The 20228-nt window shown below is 39.6% G+C and carries 20 protein-coding genes and 1 pseudogene; 14 read left to right on the top strand and 7 right to left on the bottom strand.

Features of this window, described 5'->3' with window-relative positions; genetic code table 11:
• Window positions 1-36: 36 nt before the first annotated feature.
• Window positions 37-549 carry a hypothetical protein gene (locus IPJ16_15710; protein MBK7628616.1) on the bottom strand — a complete coding sequence of 171 codons (513 nt, stop codon included), beginning with the start codon at window positions 547-549 and terminating at the stop codon, window positions 37-39.
• A gap of 82 nt (window positions 550-631) precedes the next feature.
• Here IPJ16_15710 and IPJ16_15715 point away from each other — a divergent pair, with 82 nt between their 5' ends.
• Window positions 632-1702 carry an exo-alpha-sialidase gene (locus IPJ16_15715; protein MBK7628617.1) on the top strand — a complete coding sequence of 357 codons (1071 nt, stop codon included), beginning with the start codon at window positions 632-634 and terminating at the stop codon, window positions 1700-1702.
• Here IPJ16_15715 and IPJ16_15720 read toward each other — a convergent pair whose 3' ends face one another.
• Both IPJ16_15720 and IPJ16_15725 read right to left on the bottom strand, forming a co-directional pair.
• Window positions 1703-2953: an Nramp family divalent metal transporter gene (locus IPJ16_15720; GenBank protein ID MBK7628618.1), complete on the bottom strand. Its 1251-nt coding sequence runs from the start codon at window positions 2951-2953 to the stop codon at window positions 1703-1705.
• A gap of 96 nt (window positions 2954-3049) precedes the next feature.
• Complete coding sequence (locus IPJ16_15725; protein MBK7628619.1) at window positions 3050-4324, bottom strand: magnesium transporter; 1275 nt, start codon at window positions 4322-4324, stop codon at window positions 3050-3052.
• A gap of 492 nt (window positions 4325-4816) precedes the next feature.
• Here IPJ16_15725 and IPJ16_15730 point away from each other — a divergent pair, with 492 nt between their 5' ends.
• The 4 genes from IPJ16_15730 (at window position 4817) to IPJ16_15745 (ending at window position 9507) form a co-directional block, all read left to right on the top strand.
• The gene (locus IPJ16_15730) at window positions 4817-6001 is read left to right on the top strand and encodes a pyridoxal phosphate-dependent aminotransferase family protein (GenBank protein MBK7628620.1); all 1185 of its coding nucleotides are present in this window, start codon (window positions 4817-4819) and stop codon (window positions 5999-6001) included.
• A 101-nt stretch (window positions 6002-6102) separates the two neighbouring features.
• The gene (locus tag IPJ16_15735) at window positions 6103-6915 is read left to right on the top strand and encodes an SDR family oxidoreductase (protein MBK7628621.1); all 813 of its coding nucleotides are present in this window, start codon (window positions 6103-6105) and stop codon (window positions 6913-6915) included.
• 201 nt (window positions 6916-7116) lie between these two features.
• Entirely contained in the window at window positions 7117-7959 is an 843-nt protein-coding gene (locus IPJ16_15740) for a DUF4405 domain-containing protein (GenBank protein MBK7628622.1), read from the top strand.
• A gap of 48 nt (window positions 7960-8007) precedes the next feature.
• On the top strand, window positions 8008-9507 hold the full coding sequence (locus tag IPJ16_15745) for an aminotransferase class V-fold PLP-dependent enzyme (GenBank protein MBK7628623.1): 1500 nt from the start codon (window positions 8008-8010) through the stop codon (window positions 9505-9507).
• On the opposite strand, the gene IPJ16_15750 is transcribed toward IPJ16_15745, so the two are convergent.
• Together IPJ16_15750 and IPJ16_15755 are read right to left on the bottom strand one after the other, a co-directional pair.
• A complete protein-coding gene (locus IPJ16_15750) occupies window positions 9502-9990 on the bottom strand; it encodes a DUF1847 domain-containing protein (GenBank protein ID MBK7628624.1) in 489 nt (162 codons plus the stop codon). The genes IPJ16_15745 and IPJ16_15750 overlap by 6 nt on opposite strands.
• Window positions 9980-10402, bottom strand: coding sequence for an OsmC family protein (locus IPJ16_15755; protein MBK7628625.1), 423 nt, complete (start codon window positions 10400-10402; stop codon window positions 9980-9982). Before IPJ16_15755 ends, IPJ16_15750 begins: the two co-directional genes overlap by 11 nt.
• 139 nt (window positions 10403-10541) lie before the next feature.
• Between IPJ16_15755 and IPJ16_15760 the strand changes: the two genes are divergently transcribed.
• The 9 genes and pseudogenes from IPJ16_15760 to IPJ16_15800 all read left to right on the top strand — a co-directional run bounded on the left by IPJ16_15760 (window position 10542) and on the right by IPJ16_15800 (window position 18641).
• Window positions 10542-11042: a ferritin gene (locus IPJ16_15760; protein ID MBK7628626.1), complete on the top strand. Its 501-nt coding sequence runs from the start codon at window positions 10542-10544 to the stop codon at window positions 11040-11042.
• Between the two features lie 93 nt (window positions 11043-11135).
• On the top strand, window positions 11136-12257 hold the full coding sequence (locus IPJ16_15765) for an alkaline phosphatase (protein MBK7628627.1): 1122 nt from the start codon (window positions 11136-11138) through the stop codon (window positions 12255-12257).
• 465 nt (window positions 12258-12722) lie between these two features.
• Window positions 12723-15092: a TonB-dependent receptor gene (locus tag IPJ16_15770; GenBank protein ID MBK7628628.1), complete on the top strand. Its 2370-nt coding sequence runs from the start codon at window positions 12723-12725 to the stop codon at window positions 15090-15092.
• A 191-nt stretch (window positions 15093-15283) separates the two neighbouring features.
• Complete coding sequence (locus IPJ16_15775) at window positions 15284-15718, top strand: DsrE family protein (GenBank protein MBK7628629.1); 435 nt, start codon at window positions 15284-15286, stop codon at window positions 15716-15718.
• Between the two features lie 132 nt (window positions 15719-15850).
• Window positions 15851-16474 carry a class I SAM-dependent methyltransferase gene (locus IPJ16_15780; GenBank protein ID MBK7628630.1) on the top strand — a complete coding sequence of 208 codons (624 nt, stop codon included), beginning with the start codon at window positions 15851-15853 and terminating at the stop codon, window positions 16472-16474.
• A 329-nt stretch (window positions 16475-16803) separates the two neighbouring features.
• Window positions 16804-17208, top strand: a complete 405-nt coding sequence (locus IPJ16_15785) for a DUF134 domain-containing protein (GenBank protein ID MBK7628631.1) — start codon at window positions 16804-16806, stop codon at window positions 17206-17208.
• A gap of 21 nt (window positions 17209-17229) precedes the next feature.
• Entirely contained in the window at window positions 17230-17637 is a 408-nt protein-coding gene (locus IPJ16_15790; GenBank protein MBK7628632.1) for a NifB/NifX family molybdenum-iron cluster-binding protein, read from the top strand.
• Window positions 17638-17773: 136 nt separating this feature from the next.
• A pseudogene (locus IPJ16_15795) lies at window positions 17774-18175 on the top strand (OsmC family protein).
• 4 nt (window positions 18176-18179) lie between these two features.
• Complete coding sequence (locus IPJ16_15800; GenBank protein MBK7628633.1) at window positions 18180-18641, top strand: dinitrogenase iron-molybdenum cofactor biosynthesis protein; 462 nt, start codon at window positions 18180-18182, stop codon at window positions 18639-18641.
• A gap of 78 nt (window positions 18642-18719) precedes the next feature.
• On the opposite strand, the gene IPJ16_15805 is transcribed toward IPJ16_15800, so the two are convergent.
• Together IPJ16_15805 and IPJ16_15810 are read right to left on the bottom strand one after the other, a co-directional pair.
• The gene (locus IPJ16_15805) at window positions 18720-18923 is read right to left on the bottom strand and encodes a DUF2892 domain-containing protein (GenBank protein MBK7628634.1); all 204 of its coding nucleotides are present in this window, start codon (window positions 18921-18923) and stop codon (window positions 18720-18722) included.
• Between the two features lie 29 nt (window positions 18924-18952).
• Window positions 18953-20221, bottom strand: coding sequence for an FAD-dependent oxidoreductase (locus tag IPJ16_15810; GenBank protein MBK7628635.1), 1269 nt, complete (start codon window positions 20219-20221; stop codon window positions 18953-18955).
• Window positions 20222-20228 lie beyond the last annotated feature (7 nt).

The following is a 20228-nucleotide window of genomic DNA, read 5'->3' on the forward strand; positions in this document are numbered from 1 at the left end:
CCGAAAAATTTTATTGTCCCGGGAAGCTTATTAATCTCAAGACTTCTTTTTTACGGCTATGGCTGCAGCAATACCTGCAGAGCCCATCATATTATGGCCGCACCCATGTCCGGGAGCCCCGTCTATTACAGGGATCTGCGATGAGGTCAGGGCTTTCTGGGATATCATCGGAAGTGCATCAAATTCCCCCAGAATACCTATAACAGGCTTCCCGCTTCCCCATGTTGCAACAAAACAGGTTGGCATCCCTGCAACTCCCTTTTCAACAGTAAAGCCTTCTTCTTCAAGTGTTTTAACCAGCAGGGCTGATGATTTGAATTCCTGCATACCAAGTTCTGCATATCCCCAGATAGCATCTGAAATAGTACCAAATTTTCTAATGGCAGTACTATCACCAAGATATTCCAGAGCAGTTTTTTTAGCTTTATACAGGTCAGCTTTCCCCAGATAGGTACCTTCATTTTTTTTCTGAGCCTGCAGGGTATTACTTGCTATAGATATAAGAGCTATAAGAAAAAATATTGTTCTAATTAAAAAAGACTTCCTCATGCTGTCAGAAATTTAAATCTATACAAAACTATATCATTACAAATCTAATATTAAATTTGAACCTGAACCACAAACAGCAGATATGAAAAAAGCTCTTTTCTTTTCGGTCCTCATTCTTTTAAATACTCTTATTTCAATAGCTCAGGAGCCCTTTAAGGGTGAAAGATGTTTTGTTAAGACAGAGTTCATTTACCAGCCAGATGATGTTTCTTTTCCAAGCTGCCATGCCTCAACAATTGTTCAAACCAAAACTGGTTTACTGGCTGCATGGTTCGGAGGAACTGCAGAGAGAAATCCTGATGTAGGTATTTGGGTAAGCCACTTCTCAGACGGAAAATGGTCAAAACCTGTTGAGGTGGTAAATGGGATCCAGCATAAAACTAAACGGTATCCATGCTGGAATCCTGTTATGTATAATACCGGAAAGGAAGTAATTCTGTTTTATAAGGTTGGGCCCACTCCTTCCACATGGTGGGGAGAGATGATGACTTCTTACGATGAGGGAAAAACCTGGTCAAGACCATCGAGACTTCCTGAAGATATTTATGGTCCGATTAAAAACAAGCCGGTTCTGCTGCAGAATGGTGAGTTGCTATGTCCTTCAAGCTCAGAACACGACGGATGGCGGGTACACATGGAGATTACTGCAGATAACGGGCTTACATGGGAACGTACCCCATTTCTTAACAGTAAAGAGATCAGGGCAATTCAGCCAACAATTCTTCTTCATAATGAGGGAAAGCTACAGATGCTGTGCAGAAGCGGGTCATCAGCCATATTATCCTCATTTTCAAACAACAACGGACGTACATGGAGTGAGCTCACCCCGATTGCGCTCCCAAATCCCAATTCCGGAATAGATGCAGTTACTCTGAAAGATGGAACACACATATTAATATATAACCATATAACAAAGGGACGTAACATTTTGAATGTTGCACTTTCTGAAAATGGAATTGAATGGAAAGCTGCGGCACTGCTTGAAAATGAGCCTAAAGATGGTGAATTCTCTTACCCGGCTGTAATCCAGACAAGTGATGGTATGGTTCATATTACCTATACATGGAACAGAAAGCTGATTAAACATGTGGTAATAGATCCAACTAAGATCAAAGCAAAGACAATTGAGAACGGAGTTTGGCCGGCGGAATGATTAGCTGAGAGCGGGCATAATCAGCAGTAGCAATGAGAGTCCTGTGAGAATAATTACGGTTCCCCAGCCGATAATATTCTGAAAGGGTTTATTGACGTATGCTCCCATGATCTTCCTGTTATTAATTAGCAGAATCATACTTACCAGTACCACAGGAAGAAGTATTCCGTTTAGTACCTGCGACCAGATTGAGATCTGAATCAGCGGGGCATTCGGTATGAGTATTATAATTGCTGATATAACAAGAATTCCCGTGTAAAGAATATAAAACTCTTTAGCTTCATCCCACTTCTTATCTATACCTGCTTCAAATCCAAAAGCTTCAGAGACATAAAAAGCTGTAGCCAGAGGAAGTATTGTTGCAGAAAAAACTGATGCAACAAAAAGGCCGAAAGCAAATACCTGAGAAGCCATGGCTCCTGCCAGAGGCTTGAGAGCAAGCGCGGCATCTTTTGCCTCATTAATTTCAATTCCTGCAGGATATAGTGTTGAACCACATGCTACCATAATAAAAAAGGCTACCACAATTGTTACAACACATCCGACTGCAATATCTATCAGTGTAAACCTGTAATTCTTCATTTTAAGCCCCTTCTCAATTACAGAAGACTGCATATAAAATTGCATCCACGGAGCAATAGTTGTTCCTACAAGAGCTATTACCATTGCCAGACTCTGAGTATTCATTTCAACCTGCGGATGTATAATAGCTGATCCTATTTCGTCCCAGTGTGGTTTACTCATCAGTGCCGAAACCACATATGTAAGGAGCGAAACACTGAATATCAGAAATATACGTTCAGCTATCTGGTATGTTCCCTTCACCACCAGAAACCAGACAAGAACAGCAGTCACTGGTACGGATATATATTTGCTTACACCAAAGATCTCCATACTACCTGCTACACCTGCAAATTCTGTAGTTGTATTGCCAATGTTTGAAAAGAGAAGTCCAATGAAAATGAAAAATGTGATTTTCATTCCGGCGTTTTCCCGAATAAGATCCGATAGACCTTTACCTGTAACAATACCCATTCTTGCATTCATTTCCTGAATTACCAGCAATACAACAAACGACGGGATAAGAGTCCAGATCAGGCCATAGCCATATAAAGCACCTGCTACTGAATAGGTTGTAATACCACCTGCATCATTATCGACACTGCCGGTTATAATACCGGGACCAAGAATAGCAAAGAATATTGCCAGATTCCTTATAAAATGCGAGTCTTTTAATTTCTTTCTGAACATTGGCTTATTCTCTTGTCGTCTGCTGTCGTGCAGGTCTTGCAGGTCATGCTCTCAGTAATTATCTTTTCTTATACGCTCTACGCTTTACGCTTTCTTTTACCTTCTCTTTGTTCTTCTCTCATTAATCAGGTCTTCCACAACATCATCAACCACAACCATACCCTGAAGCAGGTTATGACGGTCGACAACAGGAACTGCAAGAAGATTGTATTTAGAGACTAATTCTGCAATTGCTCTTGTTTTCTGATCGTCGAACAAAGAGACAGGTTCCGATTTCATAATCTGGCTTACACTGGCATTTGGTTCAGCAACAACAAGATCGCGCAAATTGAATGTCCCAATAAGCTCGTCGTTCGATTCAGTTACAAACATGTTATAGAGCTCAGCTGATTCAGGTTTCTTCTGACGTAACTCTGTCAGCACCTCTTCAACTGTTTTTGATGCACTGAACGATAAATAATCAGTTGTCATAATACTTCCTACAAGATCATCATCATATTCGAGAAGCTCCCTTACCTCCTGGGATGATTCTGAGTCCATCTCTTTCAGAAGGATTTCAGCTTTCTCATCCTCAAGTTCATCAAGAATATCTGCAGCTTCATCGGCAGGCATTTTTTCAAGAACATCAGCAGCCTTATTTACCGGAAGGTTTTCGATGATATGGATCTGTGTCTGAGTCTCGAGCTCTTCAAGAACATCGGCAGCTTTCTCTTCATCGAGGGCAGAGAATACCGACATGCTTGACTTCTTACCCAGGTCTTCAAGGATATCAGCTATATCTGACGGGTGAAGCGTATGAAGCTTTGCATAGCTTTTCGACAAAACGATACTCAGATTTGAATGGTCAATTGCCTGAACATCGTCCCATAGGATAAACTTCGCAGGTATATTTACCTTAAACAGTGATAAAAATCCTTTTATCGGCTGTGCGATTCCAATTCTTCTGAGAAGTCCTTCAATTCCTATATCAACAGCTACCGCGAATGTCCCTGCCGGCAGAGTGGCAAGCCTCACATCATTTACCCTGACAAGTTTGCGTCCGTTAAGGTCAACAATCTGTTTATCAAGGATATTATCAACAAGTAAAAGACCGTTTTCCACCTCTTCATTACTTAATTCAATCAGTCCGGAACAACTTACGTTTAGCTGTTCACGTGCTTTAACCACCCTGAAAGTAGTGAAGGAATAGAGTCGGGTTTCCTTTTTGATACGCAGTCTTATACCAGTTATGAGCTGTTGATTGGGATCACTTAGACCGGAAGGTACAGCATTCAATAGCAAGTCCTTAATGATACCAATAGCATCGCCATCTGCACCAAATGCTTCTTTCCCTATTATTCCGCTTAGATAAAATGTTGTGAGTGATGTCATTGTCACCTCCTTGCTGTTTCCGAAAAAGAAGGAAGTGACCGGTACGACCGGTTAACCTTCTAGTTCAGGTTTAAGATTAATAAATTCGCCGGGTCGTCGTCCATTGAGTTCTCTGTTTTGTTTTACGCGTACAAAAGTAATTCTCATATTACTACTTTCCAAATTAAATTAAAGTAAAAAAGTTCGTATTTAAATACCTAATAAAGTTCCTCAAATCAAACAATTAAATTACCGCAGAGGAACGCAGAGTAATATAATGAGAGCCGCAGAGTACTTCTTACCGGATTTTGTCTCAGCGGTCCTCAGCCTTTTCTGTGTGCAACTCTGCGGTAAAAATAAAAATCCCTTCCGTCTCCGGTCTTCCGTCTTCTGTCTTTCCAATGGGTATATGTGCTTAATTTATCAATCTGTTAATTGAAAAACTGATGTTTTATTCAATTGTATTCATTTTTAGTTATTTTTGGCAGTTAAACTTAAAATACTAGCTGACCAGTGAGAATCTTAACAGACAAACTTAAAGGCTACGACGCCCCGCAAAAAGCCATGCAGGCTGGCATATATCCCTATTTCAGGGCAATAGAATCAGAACAGGATACTGTGGTTCATATCAACGGTAATAAGGTTCTGATGTTCGGATCTAACAGTTATCTGGGACTAACAAATCATCCAAAAGTAAAAGAGGCAGCACTGGCTGCAATCAAAAAATACGGAACCGGATGTGCCGGATCAAGGTTTTTAAACGGGACCCTTGACATTCACATAGAACTTGAAGAAAAACTTGCCAGACTGGTAAATAAAGAAGGTGCACTCTGTTACAGTACAGGATTTCAGGTAAACCTGGGGGTAGTTTCTCTGCTTGCCGGACGTCATGATTATCTTCTTCTTGATGAACTTGACCATGCTTCGATAATAGAAGGAAGCAGGCTCTCCTTTTCAAAGGTCCTTAAGTTTGCCCATAACGATATGGATGCCCTTGAGTGTAAACTTAAACTTTGCCATAACGACCGGATAAAACTGATTGTTGTTGACGGAGTTTTCTCAATGGAAGGTGATATCATCAAATTACCTGAACTTGTAAAGCTTGCTGATAAATACAAGGCATCAGTTATGGTTGATGATGCTCATTCTCTGGGAGTTCTGGGAAAAAATGGTTCAGGTACGGCTTCTCATTTCGGGCTGACTGATAAAGTGGATCTGATAATGGGTACTTTCTCGAAGTCATTTGCATCTCTTGGAGGTTTTATTGCTGCCGACAAAGAGGTGATCAATTTCATAAAACATAATTCCAGATCGCTGATATTCAGTGCCAGCATGACTCCTGCATCAGCAGCTGCAGTACTTGCTTCAATAGAAATAATGGAAACAGAACCTGAAAGAATAAAGCATCTCTGGGATATGACACATTATGCACTTGAGGGATTTAAAGCTGCAGGTTTCGACACCGGAAAGTCAGAGACACCAATTATTCCTCTCTTTATCAGGGATGACATTAAAGCTCTTATGCTTACACAGGTGCTCCTGGCAGAAGGGGTATTTGTGAATCCTGTTGTATCCCCTGCTGTTCCTAAGGAGGATTGCCTTATAAGGTACTCTCTCATGGCAACACATACAAAAGAGCAGGTTGAAGTTTCGATAGAGAAGATTACGAAAGCTGCGAAAGAGCTGGGTATTCTATAATATGGCCCCTATCCCGATAGCTATCGGGACCCCTGAAGGGGACTTTCAGATTATCAATGACTTACAGAACCCCCTTTAGGGGGCAGGGGGCAAACAATAGCATGAAAAAGATTATTCTCATCACAGGTATCTCCTCAGGCTTTGGGAAAGAGACTGCAAGGCTCCTTTCTGAAAAAGGACATACTGTTTATGGTACAGTTAGAAGAAATACGGAGCAGACCTCTTCTGTTAATTATTTAACAATGGATCTGACCGATCTTGTTTCAATTAAGAAAGCTGTTTCATTAATACTTGAAAAAGAAGGAAGAATTGATGTGCTGGTAAATAATGCAGGGATGCATACTGGAGGTCCGATTGAGACATCGCCAATTGAGCACATCAAGCTCCAGATGGATACGAACTTCATTGGAACTGTCAATCTAACCAGGGAAGTGTTGCCTGCGATGCGCAAACAGGGAGGAGGAACTATTGTCAATTTCAGTTCTATCGGAGGATTGATGGGATTACCATTTCAGGGATATTATTCAGCTGCAAAATTTGCATTGGAAGGCTTCAGTGAAGCTTTGAGAATGGAGGTCAGTCAGTTCAATATCAAAGTTGTACTCATCAACCCGGGAGATTTCAACACAAGTAATTCAGCTAACCGCAGGAACTATCTTGCTCCCACCGGAACTGAAGATGCTTATAAAACACAGTTTGAAACGAGTCTGGACCAGATTGAAAAGGATGAAGCCAAAGGTTGGAAGCCAGTTATTCTTTCAAAAAAACTCGTTAAAATAATAGAATCTAAAAATCCGCATCAGAGATATATAATAGCTTCCTTTGAGCAGAAGCTGGCTGTTGTATTAAAGTATGTCCTTCCAGGTAAGTTATTCAGGATGATCCTTGCCGATCATTACAAAATAACTCAATAACCAAATTACCTTATAACTTCTTTAACCACGGATTACACGGAGTTTCACGGAGAAATTACGGAGAAATACTCTCTGTGCCTCCGTGTAATCCGTGTATCTGTGGTTAATAATATTGACATATCTATATATTTATATTTATTCTTGTTAATAATAATGATATTTAATACTTTTGGCGGCACAAATAAAAGACATAATAAAAATATGGCAGCTGAAAAAGGAAAATTCAATTTAAGAAGTTTTACCAGTTTTACACTGGTTATCTCCACACTTATAATGTCGTGGTCGGGATTCATTCTTTACGTTGCCCCTCCCGGGAGAATAGCCAACTGGGGAACATGGAAGCTGATGCTTTTCACTAAATCTGAATGGCAGGCTTTGCACACAATATTTTCTTATCTCTTTTTTATCCTTGTAATCATCCATCTGTTCTTTGTTAACTGGAAGACTTTTCTTACTTATTTTAAGAGCAAGTTAAAATCGGGGCTCAACAAAAAATGGGAACTTGGAACTGCAATTATTCTTTCTTCAATTTTTTTCATCGGCACACTTCGTCACTGGACTCCATTCGAACCGGTTATGACATTCGGAGAAAAGGTGAAAGAGGGCTGGGAAGGGGATTTCCAGACACCTCCGGTGCTGCATATGGAAACGTACACGCTGGAACAGCTTTCAGTTGTTCTTGACAGCATTGCACCTGCAAAACTGCTTAAGACTCTTCAGGATAGCAGTATTAAAGTAACAGGAACAAAAGAGACACTTAAAGAGATTGCTAACAACAATAATACAACTCCTTCGGCTATCTATAATATACTTGCTGCCAAAAACAAGCAACATACAGGACCAGTAGCCGGTGAAGTACCTCAGGGAATAGGTAAATACACAGTAAACTCAACAGCTGTCAGTTCAGGCATAGAGGTCACATCACTTATTCAGAAACTGAAGGAAAAGGGAATTGAAGCTGAAGGAGAAACAACCTTAAGGACCATAGCTGATAAACTAGGAGTTACTCCAAGAGATGTATACACTATGCTCACCTCGAAGTAGAACCAGAATTAAAATAATATTGGTATTTTTGAGCTGTAAAAAACTGTTATGTCAGAGCTTGAAATATACTTTAATCAATACAGGAAGAATATAATCGGTATTGATTCTGAAATCGATACACCATACGGCAGGAAGAAACTTATCTACGCTGACTGGATAGCCAGCGGACGGCTGTATGGTCCTATTGAAAAGAGGATGCTGGAGGATATCGGACCGATGATTGGCAACACTCACTCTGAATCAACATCAACCGGTAAAGCTATGACAGATGCGTATCATATGTCGCAGAAGATTGTAAAGCGACATGTAAATGCAAATGATGATGATATCCTGATATTTACAGGAACCGGTATGACTTCTGCTATAGCCAAGCTTCAGAGAATACTTGGACTCAAAGTACCCGAACAGGCTATAAATTTCTGCACCTTTACAAACGGAGTATATCAAAAGTGCAAAGATATTCCAAACGGAAACAGACCGGTAGTATTTTTGACACACACAGAACACCATTCAAATCATACCTCCTGGTTCGAAACACTTGCAGATGTAGTTGTTCTTGAACCATCGGCCGATCTCAAAGTCGATCCTGATTCTTTACGGAAAGAGATTATCAAATATAAAGACAGGCCCCTTCTGATAGGTTCATTTTCTGCCTGTTCAAATGTTACAGGCTATGTGCCTCCTTTCAAAGAGCTGGCTAAGATAATGCATGAACACAATGGTTATTGTTTCGTTGATTTTGCCGCTTCTGCTCCCTATGTTGATATTGATATGCATCCCGCAAATAAAATGGAACAGCTTGATGCCATCTTCTTCTCTCCCCACAAGTTTCTTGGCGGTCCGGGAAGTGCAGGTGTTCTGATCTTCAGCAAAGCCCTTTATAAGAATGACATACCGGACTCACCCGGAGGCGGTACTGTTAAATGGACAAACCGGTGGGGCGGATACAGTTATATCAGCGATATTGAGGTAAAAGAGGACGGAGGCACTCCCGGTTTCCTGCAGGGGATCAGAGCGGCTCTCTCTGTAAAACTTAAGGAAAAGATGGGTACTGCTAAAATGCATCAGCGGGAAAAGGAGCTTATCAGCATAGCATTCAGCCGGTTATCGAAAATAAAAGGAGTCCATATTCTGGCTGACAACGTCAATGAAAGGCTTGGTGTGTTTTCTTTTTACATTGATAATATTCATCATAATCTTGTTACAAGACTGCTTAACGACAGGTTTGGGATACAGGTAAGAGGAGGATGTTCCTGTGCAGGGACTTATGGACATTTCCTTCTAGATGTTGATTTCAGCATGTCGAAAGAGATTACAGATAGAATTGATGCCGGTGACTTATCAATGAAACCGGGCTGGATAAGGTTATCACTTCATCCGACTATGACTGATGAGGAATTGCTGTTTATTACAGATGCTATCAGACAAACAGTAGAGAATGTATCAGAATGGCAGAAAGATTATTGCTACGACAGACATACGAATGAATTTAACCATTGCAGTTCACCTGACAGCTCCAAAGCTGTTGCAGATTGGTTTAATTTATGATTTCCTGAGTTTATCCAGTGAATAATGCTGCAATACCCTGTCTTTGACAACAAGAGGTGTTACAGGAGCTTTGGATTTTGAATTGAAAATCATATCATGGCCAAGGCAGAGTCCCATCATAATATTGAGTTCAGTCCCTTTTTCTTCGAGGTAATTAGCCTGACCGGCCGGATTACATGAGATTCCTTTGTAACCATCTACCAGATCAGTGAAAGGAATTTTACCGTACTTACAATTAACAGTTTCCACAGTAAAACCATTTTCAGAAAGAATTTCCGATAGAAGCTGTGCTTCCTTATTGAAAACGGTACAGTTTGCTATTCCGATTTTTTTCAAACCGGCTTCTCTGGCATATTCTATTATCTCCTCCACCCTGTCGAGTTTTGAGTCTAATGAATCTTCAGCAATCTTCAGAATATGCTTATCTTCATCACTATACAGTTTTATCTGATCGTTTTCCTCCATAATCAGTTTAAGATTCAATAATTCGTATTTCCGAAGTGACCTCCATAGTTTTTCTATAAACAGCACTCACCCCGCAATATCTTTCCTCAGAAAGATCGATAGCTTTCTGTAATTTCTCGAGAGGCAGATCTTTGCCTTTAAACTCATAGATAACATGCATTTTTGTGAAGTGTTTTGGGTGTTCTTCTGTCAGTTCACCTTCAACAACCACATTAAAACTGTCAACTTCAACCCTCATTTTACCGAGTATTGAGATCACATCCATTCCTGTACAGCCACCCAATGCGGCGAGCATAAGTGGCTTTGGACGGGGACCGAGGTTCTCTCCGCCTACCTGATGGCCGGCATCCATAGTGAATTTATGTCCGCTCACTTCAGTTTCAAAGGCCATATTTTTAAGCCATCGGGTATTAACGGTCTCTTTACTCATTTTGTCTCTGTTTTATCCGGTTCAATCATAATACTGATATTTCACCTTTAAGATACGCTAAAAATACCGGATGCTGTCATGCTAAGGCAACTAAAATTTTTAAGTATCTTTGTTTAATCCAACCAAAAAATCAGATAATATGGGACAAAAAGGAAGATCTATCGTAAAAATGGATGTTGATGAATTAATCAACTTACTGAACAAAGCCTTATCAGATGAGTGGCTGGCTTACTATCAATACTGGATTGGTGCTAAAGTAGTTAAGGGTCCGATGAAGGATGCAGTTATTGCTGAGCTTACCTTGCACGCTACTGAGGAACTGGGACATGCAGAATTATTATCGACCAGAATTGTCCAGCTTGGAGGGACTCCCGTTTTATCTCCGGAAGAGTGGTCAAAACTTACAAATTGCGGTTATGATGCTCCGACAGACGGATATGTTGAGGTCATTCTCGATCAGAACATTAAAGGTGAACAGTGTGCTATTAAAGTATATAGTGATTTACTCGATATAACAAGGGTCGGCGACCCAGTTACATATAACATTATTCTTCAGATATTATCTGATGAAGTGGAACATGAAGAAGACCTCTCTTCTCTAAAAGAAGATCTGGAACTGATGCTTGAAAGAAGAAGGTAATTGTAACCTTAATAATACTTAAAGGTGGTAAACAGTTTACCACCTTTTTTGTTATACTTGCGAACGATATTTAATATAAATACTTTAACCAACATGCATTTACAATTACATAAAATAAGAAGGATCTCATTATCAGTATTTTTAACTGTATTAAGTGTAACTTTTATCACCTGTACCCCTGCCAGGTACTCTGCTTCGAAAAAGCAGCCTGAAATCAGGAATGTTATACTAATGATTGGCGACGGGATGGGACTAGCCACAATGTCATCGGCAATAACTGTCTCAGACCACCCGCTGAACATTACCAGATGCAAGACAATTGGCTTGCAAAAAACAAGCTCTGCAAACAAATATATCACAGATTCTGCTGCAGCCGGCACAGCACTCGCAACCGGTAATAAAACAAACAATGGAGTAATTGGAATGGATTCCACGGGAGTGCGGGTTAAATCAATTCTGGAAATCGCAGAAGAAAATGGACTGGCCACGGGCCTTGTTTCTACTTCTTCAGTAACACATGCCACTCCTGCATCATTTATTGCACACCAGGAAAGCAGGGGAAGCTATGAGGATATAGCTCTGGATTTTCTGAAGACTGATGTTGATGTCTTAATTGGCGGTGGTTATGATCATTTTGCAAAAAGAAAAGATAATCTTAACCTTATTGACAGCCTTAAAGCCAGAGGTTATGAGGTTATGAATTCAATGAATCAGGTTCTGGGCTCAACCTCTGGTAAAATTGCCGGACTTGTTGCTCCTGTTCATACACCATACAGGCTTAAAGGAAGAGGAGAAATGTTGCCACAATCATCTTCCAAAGCAATTGAGATACTGAGTAAAAATAAAAAGGGATTCTTCCTTATGATCGAAGGTTCTCAGATTGACTGGGCCGGACATGCAAATGCAGCTGATACACTCGTTGACGAAACAATTGATTTTGATAATGCAGTTGGTAAGGTACTTGATTTTGCAGAAGCAGACGGACATACCCTTGTTATAATAACAGCCGATCACGAAACGGGAGGAGTGACAATAACCGATGGTGATATTCAGACACATAAGGTGAAACTGAACTTCTCATCAAAAGATCATACACCCATACTTATTCCGGTCTTTGCCTTCGGCCCTGGTTCGGAGAACTTTAACGGAATTTATGAAAACACAGAGATCTTCCAGAAAATCCGTAATAGTTTTAGATTTGACCTGAACAAATAACCCTTACAGAATGTTTTAATAAGCATGACGACAAGCTTGTCCCATAAAATATCTGGTTACTTTCTGGTTATACTCTTTTGCGGATATTTTGGCTCTATAACATTATTCCCTCATAGTCATATAGTTAATGGAGTTACAATTGTTCACTCCCATCCGTTTAAATCCGACCAGGGGAATGCTCCTGTAAATCATAGTCATACTACTAACGGATTTCAACTGATTCAGTTGATAAGTGGCTTTATTGCTACCACTACTATCTTTTTCATTGCAACAACTGTCCTTAGAAAAGTTTCAAGTGTCCGTTTTCCCGTACAGGATGAATTCTTAAGGGTCAGGATAACCATATCTTCACCTTATCGTCCCAGAGGTCCGACTTTAATATTACACACTGGTTTCTAAGTTTTTCTTTAGTATGCAGGTCCTTAAGCATACAGAACAATTTGTGTAACATTTAAAGTCATTATTATGAAAACAAATTTATTGGTTCTGTTCTTTTTTCTCATTTATATACCATCCCTTCATTCTCAGAAAAAGACAGATGCTAACATTATTGGTCATGTAACAAGCGGCGGAGAACATGTTCATTTTGCTACTGTAAGCATTCCGGGTACCACAGTCGGAACATCCACTGATGAAACGGGCCATTTCCAGCTAATCAATATGCCATTAGGCAAGCATATCATCAGGGCATATTCAATAGGATACAAGGCTGTTGAAAAAGAAGTTGTTTTGAAAGCCGGTGAAACAATTGAACTGAATTTCGAACTTGATCCCGACATGCTCGGACTTGATGAAATAGTTGTAACAGCTGACAGGGGTGAAATAAAAAGAGTTGAATCGGCTTCAATAGTAAATACACTCTCTCCAAAACTTTTTACATCGACACAATCTGTGACCCTCAGCGAAGGATTAAATTTCTCACCCGGACTCAGAATGGAGAATAATTGTCAGAACTGCGGATTCTCACAGGTAAGGATGAATGGCATGGAAGGACCATATTCCCAGATACTTATCAACAGCAGACCAATATTCAGCGGACTGGCCGGAGTATACGGACTAGAGCTGATACCTGCAAATATGATTGAAAAGGTTGAGGTGGTTCGCGGAGGCGGTTCTGCTATCTACGGCAGCAATGCAATTGCAGGCACAATAAATATCATTCTTAAAGAACCTGAATCGAGTACTTATGAAGCCGGATTTAATTCAAATTTCACCGGAGTGGGAGTATCGGGTTCCGGGGGGGCAGCACCGGACTATTCTGCAAATTTTAACACATCTATCGTATCAGCCGATAGCAAAACAGGCTTCTCTCTGATAGGTTTTACAAGGAAAAGAGACATATTCGATGCAAATAATGACGGTTATTCAGAACTTTCCCAATTGTCTTCAATAACCTTAGGAACAACAATTTATCACAAGTTCGGATTAAGAAATAAACTCTCAGTAGATTTTTATAATATTAATGAGGCCCGCGACGGCGGGAACAGGCTTGATTATACTGTTCATGAAAGAGATATCGCAGAATCTCTGAAACATGATATTAAAGCCGGAGCAGTTACATTTGAACAATATTTCAGGGGTTATGACCTGCTTTCTGTTTACTTTTCAACCCAGCTTCTCGATCGCGACTCCTATTATGGCGCCAATCGCACTCTCAGCAGCTACGGTAAGTCAAAGGACATCACATATAACATTGGATTTCAATATAAAGCTGTATTTGATAAATCCACACTTATCGGAGGAATAGAAAACACATCAGGGGCTCTGAAAGATTACAAAATGGGATATCCCGATTATCAAAACGCTGTAATAAACAATGATACAATCACCTCGGTACCTCATACAGACAACACAATTATAGCCGATCAGAAAACAGGAACCACAGGACTCTTTTTACAGTATGATCTTAAGATGAACAGGCTGAAGCTTGGTTTTGGCGGACGATTTGAACATTTTGCCATTACAGATAATTTTAATCCTGCAGGTAATAACTCAGGAAATGTTATCAGTCCCAGGATAAATATTATGTATGAAGTGGCCAAACCATTACAGGCCAGGGTAAGTTATTCCCAAGGTTACAGGGCCCCGCAGATCTTTAACGAAGACCTTCACATTGAGGCTTCAGGTTCAAGAAAGATTATCATAGTTAATGACCCCGGACTTAAACAGGAAAAGAGTCACAGTGTAATGGCTTCCCTTGACTTTAACAGGCTGCTGGGCACTGTTAATACAGGCTTCCTTGCCGAATTCTTCTATACCAGGTTAACTGATGCATTTGTTAATGAAATAGGCTCTCCGGATGAAGAGGGAACAGTCTACTATACACGCATGAACGCACCGGGAGGTGCAACAGTGAGCGGATTGAATATGGAACTGAGGTTAAAACCCTTAACACAATTTTCTGTCACCGGAGGCTTCACGATTCAGAAAAGCACATATGATGAACCCCAAAGGTTCAGTGAGAAAATATTTTTCAGGACACCTGCTGACTATGGATTCCTGATTGCAGACTGGGATTTTACAGACAATTTCTGCCTTTCATCCTCGTTCAATTATACCGGCAAAATGCTTGTACCTTATTTTGGTCCGAACACAGACCCTGTGACTGGTGAATTAAGAAAATCGGAATCCTTTTTCGACCTTGGATTAAAAATATCACATACAGTTAAGATCAATGGAGCATCAGTTCAGTGGTATGCAGGTATGAAAAACATTTTCAACTCATACCAGTCTGATTTCGACTCAGGTGTCAACAGGGATCCCTCATATATCTATGGCCCTGTTTCGCCAAGAACGATATATCTGGGAATAAGGTTCGGAAACATGCTTAACTAACTTATTGTTAATTATATAACAGCATTTTACATAATGAGTATGTAACCTATTGCATACTTTATCTACAAAAGTACTGAAGAATATCCAATCAATTAATATCGATCTGATATCATCAAAAGACGTACCTTTGAATAATATATAAGATTAATATGAAAACATTATTATCAATTGTCCTTTTAGGATTAGTGACTATGTCATGTAGTCAAAACCAGAGTGACAAAGCAGTCACAGTTACCTCTCAGTCCCCTGCTTCTGAAACAGTAACAAATGTCAGAGACGGAGTGTTTATTCATATAACCGAATGTTACGGTGATCCTCACCGTGCCCTTATGCCTCTGAAAATGGCCGTAATGATGGCCGACGATAAAGATGTGCTTGTTTATATGGATATACATGCTGTACATCTTCTGGTAAAGGGAGCGGAAGATCTTAAATTTGCAGATTTTGAATCTGCTCACACTTATATTAAAAAACTGATTGAAAAAGGTGTAGGTGTTTATGCCTGCCCTACCTGTCTTAAGATTGCCGGTTACAAACCCGAAGATCTGATGGAGGGCGTTCAGGTTGCACAAAAAGATAAATTCTTCAGTTTTACCAAAGGAAGGATAATTACTCTGGACTATTAAATTCATCTGGAATTTAAGTCAATGTAATTGCTTTTGCCAGCACACTATAGACAGATAACTAAATAGTGTCCTGAAAAACTTTATATTGTCCTGAGTGTTATATAATAGTTAAGAAAAAAATATCAACATATAATGAATGAATTCGACGTTAAAGCCGCTGAATGGGATAAAAATCCCATGCATTGGGACCGCTCTGAAGCTATAGCTAATGAGATAAAGAAGCTTATTCCGCTTAATAATAAAATGAAAGCTCTTGAATATGGTGCAGGTACTGGTATCACCAGTTTTTTACTTAAAGACCATCTTAGGGAAATCATTCTTATGGATAATTCAACCGAAATGGTCAGGATAATGAATGAGAAGATAGAAGCCAGTAAAGTTAAGAATATGACTGCCCTGAATTTTGATCTTGAACATAATGACTATAGAAGTAGCAAATTCGATATCATATTTACCCAAATGGTTCTTCATCATGTAATGAATATTGATGCTATTCTGGGAAGATTCCAGACTTTGCTTAATCCGGGCGGCTATCTTGCAATTGCAGATCTCTTTTCCGAAGATGGTTCTTTTCACGGAGAAGGATTTGAAGGACACAATGGTTTTGATGTAGAGGATCTTTCGGGGAAGCTCGACAAACACAACTTCAAAAAAATCAATCATAAAGAATGCTTCGTAATTAACAGGAAAATATCAGATAGTGTGACAAGAAACTATCCAGTATTTATAATGACTGGCTTTAAGCCGGCAAGTTAACTTACAGTTTTACTTCTTTAAAGTATAATAAAGAACTTTTAACTGAATATTTATTTGCATTATGAACGTAGGTTCATTATATTTGTAAAAAAGATCAGCTATGAGAGCTTCTTTATTTGTTAAAGTGTTTTTTGTGCTGCCATTAATTCTATTCATCGATTACATATTAATGGCACTATTAGGTTGTACGACTTGTCTTTTAGGATTTGGTGAAGATTTTTACTGTGATTCCTTTTGTCTCGCCGGGAAAATAATTTTAGCTTTGTCTGCAATATTTTTTGGGTATCTGATATATGCCGATATTAAAGCTATCCTGAAATCAAAAAAACATGGCTCGTCCGCAAAAAAGCAGGAAAATTTCTAATCCTCCAATAATGAAGGGATTTAAGCCCTATGGCATTCCGATGTGTAAAATTGAACCGGTAATCCTGAAATATGAAGAATTCGAAAGCATAAGGCTGGTAAACTATGATAATTTGCCTCAGGATAAAGCAGCAGAACAGATGAATATTTCGCGACCTACTTTTACACGAATTTATAATAAGGCGTTAAAACTTATTGCAAAGTCATTTGTAGAAGGCAAAGCAATTGAGATAGAGGGTGGCAATTATGAGTTTGAGAAAGATTGGTACCGTTGTAAGAAGTGCTACAAGCTGATAGAAGGATTAGAGAACCACTTCAGATGCGACGGGTGCACCACATTCGGGGAGAATGAATTACTTAGAATAAACTAACAATAAAATAAAAACAATAATATGAAAATTGCAGTTCCGGTAACAAGAGATAACCAGATAGATGGACATTTTGGCCATTGTGAGTCCTATAGCGTATTCACAATAAACAACAAAAAAGAAATAACTGAAAAAAAGAATGTGGAGTCTCCTCAGGGATGTGGTTGCAAATCCAATATCGCGTCAGTACTTGCAGATGATGGCGTATCAATAATGCTTGCCGGAGGTATTGGCGGCGGAGCAATCAATGTTCTTAACAGCAGCGGGATAGATGTTATTCGTGGCTGCTCAGGTGATGCCACCGAAGTTGTAAAACTCTATCTGAAAGGATTGGTTGAAGATAGCGGAAGCAGTTGTCATCAGCACCAGGCACACCATGGCCATGGCCACGATCATGACCATGAACATGGACATCAGTGCAACCATAACTAACTTAAGATAAAACGCAGGGACTATACAGCTCGATTTACGAATCCGGAAAAATGTAACACCTGTTTACTGACATACCATTATCGCGTATCAGAACAATTTGTGTATCCGCTTGTTTAATATCTAAAATATGCAATATATAATTTACTAAATGGAAATTACTTTTGAGGGAGGAAAGGTAGTAACTGCCTTCACCCATGGTCATACAATAAGAACTGATCAGCCACTCGATAATGGAGGGGAAAATTCAGCGCCATCACCATTTGATCTGTTCCTGGCTTCAATAGGAACATGTGCCGGTATTTATGTGAAATCATTCTGTGATAAAAGACATATTCCATCAGAAGGAATTAAGCTGATACAAAAGACTATTTATGATGAGGTGACAGACCTTCCTACAAGTATTAGTATAGACATTCAGGTCCCTGAAGGATTTCCCGACAAGTACCTTAATTCGCTTATAAGTGTTGCTGAATTGTGCAAGGTGAAAAAGACAATGCTTAACCCTCCTGTATTTGAAATAGTAACTTCAAAAAGATAGATATATGAAAATTGCTGTACCAGTTTCAAAAGATAACAAGATAGAAGCCCATATCGGTAATTGTGAATACTATAATGTATTTTCAATAACAGAAAATAAACAGATAAAAGACATAACGAGTATAGAGTCGCAGGGAGGATGCGGATGCAGTACCGATATTGCCAGTGTCCTGGCAGCTGACGGAGTTTCAACTGTAATCGCAGCAGGAATCGGAGGTGGTTCAACCAGAGCCTTTAATAAAAGCGGTATTAATGTTATAGGTGGTTGTTCGGGAGATTCAACAGAGGTTGTTAATCTTTATCTTTCAGGATTGATTGAAGACAAGGGAAGCAGCTGTCACAAACACCAGCCGCATCAACATGAAGAGAAACATGCAGCGCATCGTGTACCTGAAATAGTTGGGATTCATACAAAAGAACATAGTTGTGGTTGCGGCCATGGGAGTGGCAGTTCCTGCCATAACTAATGTTGCCCCCTGCCCCCTAAAGGGGGTTCTTTAAGTCCCCTTTAGTGGTCCCGATAGCTATCGGGATAGGGGCAAAATTTATTCTTTCTTTCTGGTACTCAAACCAAAAGGAAGGTAAAGCGGACAAAAACTTATAAAACTTGTCAGCACAAAAACCGCTGCCAAAGCTAACAGTACATATGCCAGAGTTCCTGTAATTACGTTTGTAAAAAATAGTAAAACCACGACTGCTGCAATCAGTATCCTGACTGATTTGTCAATTGTTCCCATGTTCTTTTTCATAATACTTCTTTTTGTAATTAATTTTTAAACTAATCCAGCTCTTTTGCGATAGCCATTGCTGCGATTGTCCCGTCAGCAACTGCCGTTGTTATTTGCCTGTATTTCTTGCTTATAACGTCTCCTACTGCATAAACACCATCAACACTTGTCCTCATGTCTTCATTTGTCTTGATATAACCCCATTTATCAAGTTCGAGTTTATCTCTGAACAAATCGATGTTGGGTTTCATACCTATGAAGATGAAGACTCCATCACTAAACAGTTTTTGTCTGGCTTTTGTTTTGACATTTTCAATTTCAGTGACGATTTTATCGCCATCGCGGGTAAATGATCTTGGCTCATTCTCAAACAGGACTGAGATCTTAGGATTAGACAATACTTTATCCTGGGCCAGCTTATTAGCTGTAAATTTATCAAACTGATGAACAATTGTAAGCTTCGTTGCAAAACGTGTAATATATTCAGATTCCTCAATTGCCGAGTTACCACCTCCTATTACAATGGCTTCTTTTCCGTCGAAGTATTTGGCATCGCAGGTAGCGCAATAAGAGATCCCTTTACCTTTTAACTCTTTTTCTCCCGGTGCGCCGGTAAGATTAGGAGTTGTACCTGTTGCAATAATTATTTTCTTTGCTTTAACAGTCTCATACTCATCAATAATTACCTCTTTTTTATCAAGGTCAACTCTTGTAATATCAACAGCAACTTTATATATTGTTCCGCAAAGCTTTGTCTGCTCGCTCATATTATGTGAAAGCATATAGCCTGCCTGTGGTTCAATAAACCCGGGATAATTAGATACTGAATGTGTTGTTGCAACGTTTCCTCCCGGTAATGCTATGTCGATCAATACTGTATTAATTTTAGACTGGCACAGATAAAGTCCCGCTGTTAATCCGCCGGGGCCCGCGCCAAGAATGATAACATCAAACTCAGATACCGTTGGTTTAATTTTCGCTTTGATACTTGCTACCTTATCAGCAGGAAGCAGATTATCGAGATTCCGGATAATATCTATTCTTTTTACTCCGCCCGTGAGTCTTTCTCCGACTTCTTTTCCGTTATCATAGAATAACAAAGTTGGAGACGACTTAACTCCAAGCTTATCAGCAAGTTCACGGTTTCCCTGACGAAAAATCTTCAGAAATTTAATATCATTACCATATAGTGTGGAAAGATCCTCAAATTTCGATGCGAGGGCTTCACAAGGCGGACATTCTGTTGAATAAAAGTCAAGCACAACTTTGCCTGAATGCAATACTTCTGCATCAAATTCTGATGAATTTATTGTTTTCATTTTTGTA

This window comes from Bacteroidales bacterium (genome assembly GCA_016709865.1).
Classification (GTDB): domain Bacteria; phylum Bacteroidota; class Bacteroidia; order Bacteroidales; family VadinHA17; genus LD21.

What these genes read in the sequence shown, in the direction of transcription:
- IPJ16_15710 (MBK7628616.1), bottom strand. Translation starts at nt 549, where the DNA reads ATGAGGAAGTCTTTTTTAATTAGAACAATATTTTTTCTTATAGCTCTT.
- IPJ16_15715 (MBK7628617.1), top strand. Translation starts at nt 632, where the DNA reads ATGAAAAAAGCTCTTTTCTTTTCGGTCCTCATTCTTTTAAATACTCTT.
- IPJ16_15720 (MBK7628618.1), bottom strand. Translation starts at nt 2,953, where the DNA reads ATGTTCAGAAAGAAATTAAAAGACTCGCATTTTATAAGGAATCTGGCA.
- IPJ16_15725 (MBK7628619.1), bottom strand. Translation starts at nt 4,324, where the DNA reads ATGACATCACTCACAACATTTTATCTAAGCGGAATAATAGGGAAAGAA.
- IPJ16_15735 (MBK7628621.1), top strand. Translation starts at nt 6,103, where the DNA reads ATGAAAAAGATTATTCTCATCACAGGTATCTCCTCAGGCTTTGGGAAA.
- IPJ16_15740 (MBK7628622.1), top strand. Translation starts at nt 7,117, where the DNA reads ATGGCAGCTGAAAAAGGAAAATTCAATTTAAGAAGTTTTACCAGTTTT.
- IPJ16_15745 (MBK7628623.1), top strand. Translation starts at nt 8,008, where the DNA reads ATGTCAGAGCTTGAAATATACTTTAATCAATACAGGAAGAATATAATC.
- IPJ16_15755 (MBK7628625.1), bottom strand. Translation starts at nt 10,402, where the DNA reads ATGAGTAAAGAGACCGTTAATACCCGATGGCTTAAAAATATGGCCTTT.
- IPJ16_15760 (MBK7628626.1), top strand. Translation starts at nt 10,542, where the DNA reads ATGGGACAAAAAGGAAGATCTATCGTAAAAATGGATGTTGATGAATTA.
- IPJ16_15765 (MBK7628627.1), top strand. Translation starts at nt 11,136, where the DNA reads ATGCATTTACAATTACATAAAATAAGAAGGATCTCATTATCAGTATTT.
- IPJ16_15770 (MBK7628628.1), top strand. Translation starts at nt 12,723, where the DNA reads ATGAAAACAAATTTATTGGTTCTGTTCTTTTTTCTCATTTATATACCA.
- IPJ16_15775 (MBK7628629.1), top strand. Translation starts at nt 15,284, where the DNA reads ATGTCATGTAGTCAAAACCAGAGTGACAAAGCAGTCACAGTTACCTCT.
- IPJ16_15780 (MBK7628630.1), top strand. Translation starts at nt 15,851, where the DNA reads ATGAATGAATTCGACGTTAAAGCCGCTGAATGGGATAAAAATCCCATG.
- IPJ16_15785 (MBK7628631.1), top strand. Translation starts at nt 16,804, where the DNA reads ATGGCTCGTCCGCAAAAAAGCAGGAAAATTTCTAATCCTCCAATAATG.
- IPJ16_15790 (MBK7628632.1), top strand. Translation starts at nt 17,230, where the DNA reads ATGAAAATTGCAGTTCCGGTAACAAGAGATAACCAGATAGATGGACAT.
- IPJ16_15800 (MBK7628633.1), top strand. Translation starts at nt 18,180, where the DNA reads ATGAAAATTGCTGTACCAGTTTCAAAAGATAACAAGATAGAAGCCCAT.
- IPJ16_15805 (MBK7628634.1), bottom strand. Translation starts at nt 18,923, where the DNA reads ATGAAAAAGAACATGGGAACAATTGACAAATCAGTCAGGATACTGATT.
- IPJ16_15810 (MBK7628635.1), bottom strand. Translation starts at nt 20,221, where the DNA reads ATGAAAACAATAAATTCATCAGAATTTGATGCAGAAGTATTGCATTCA.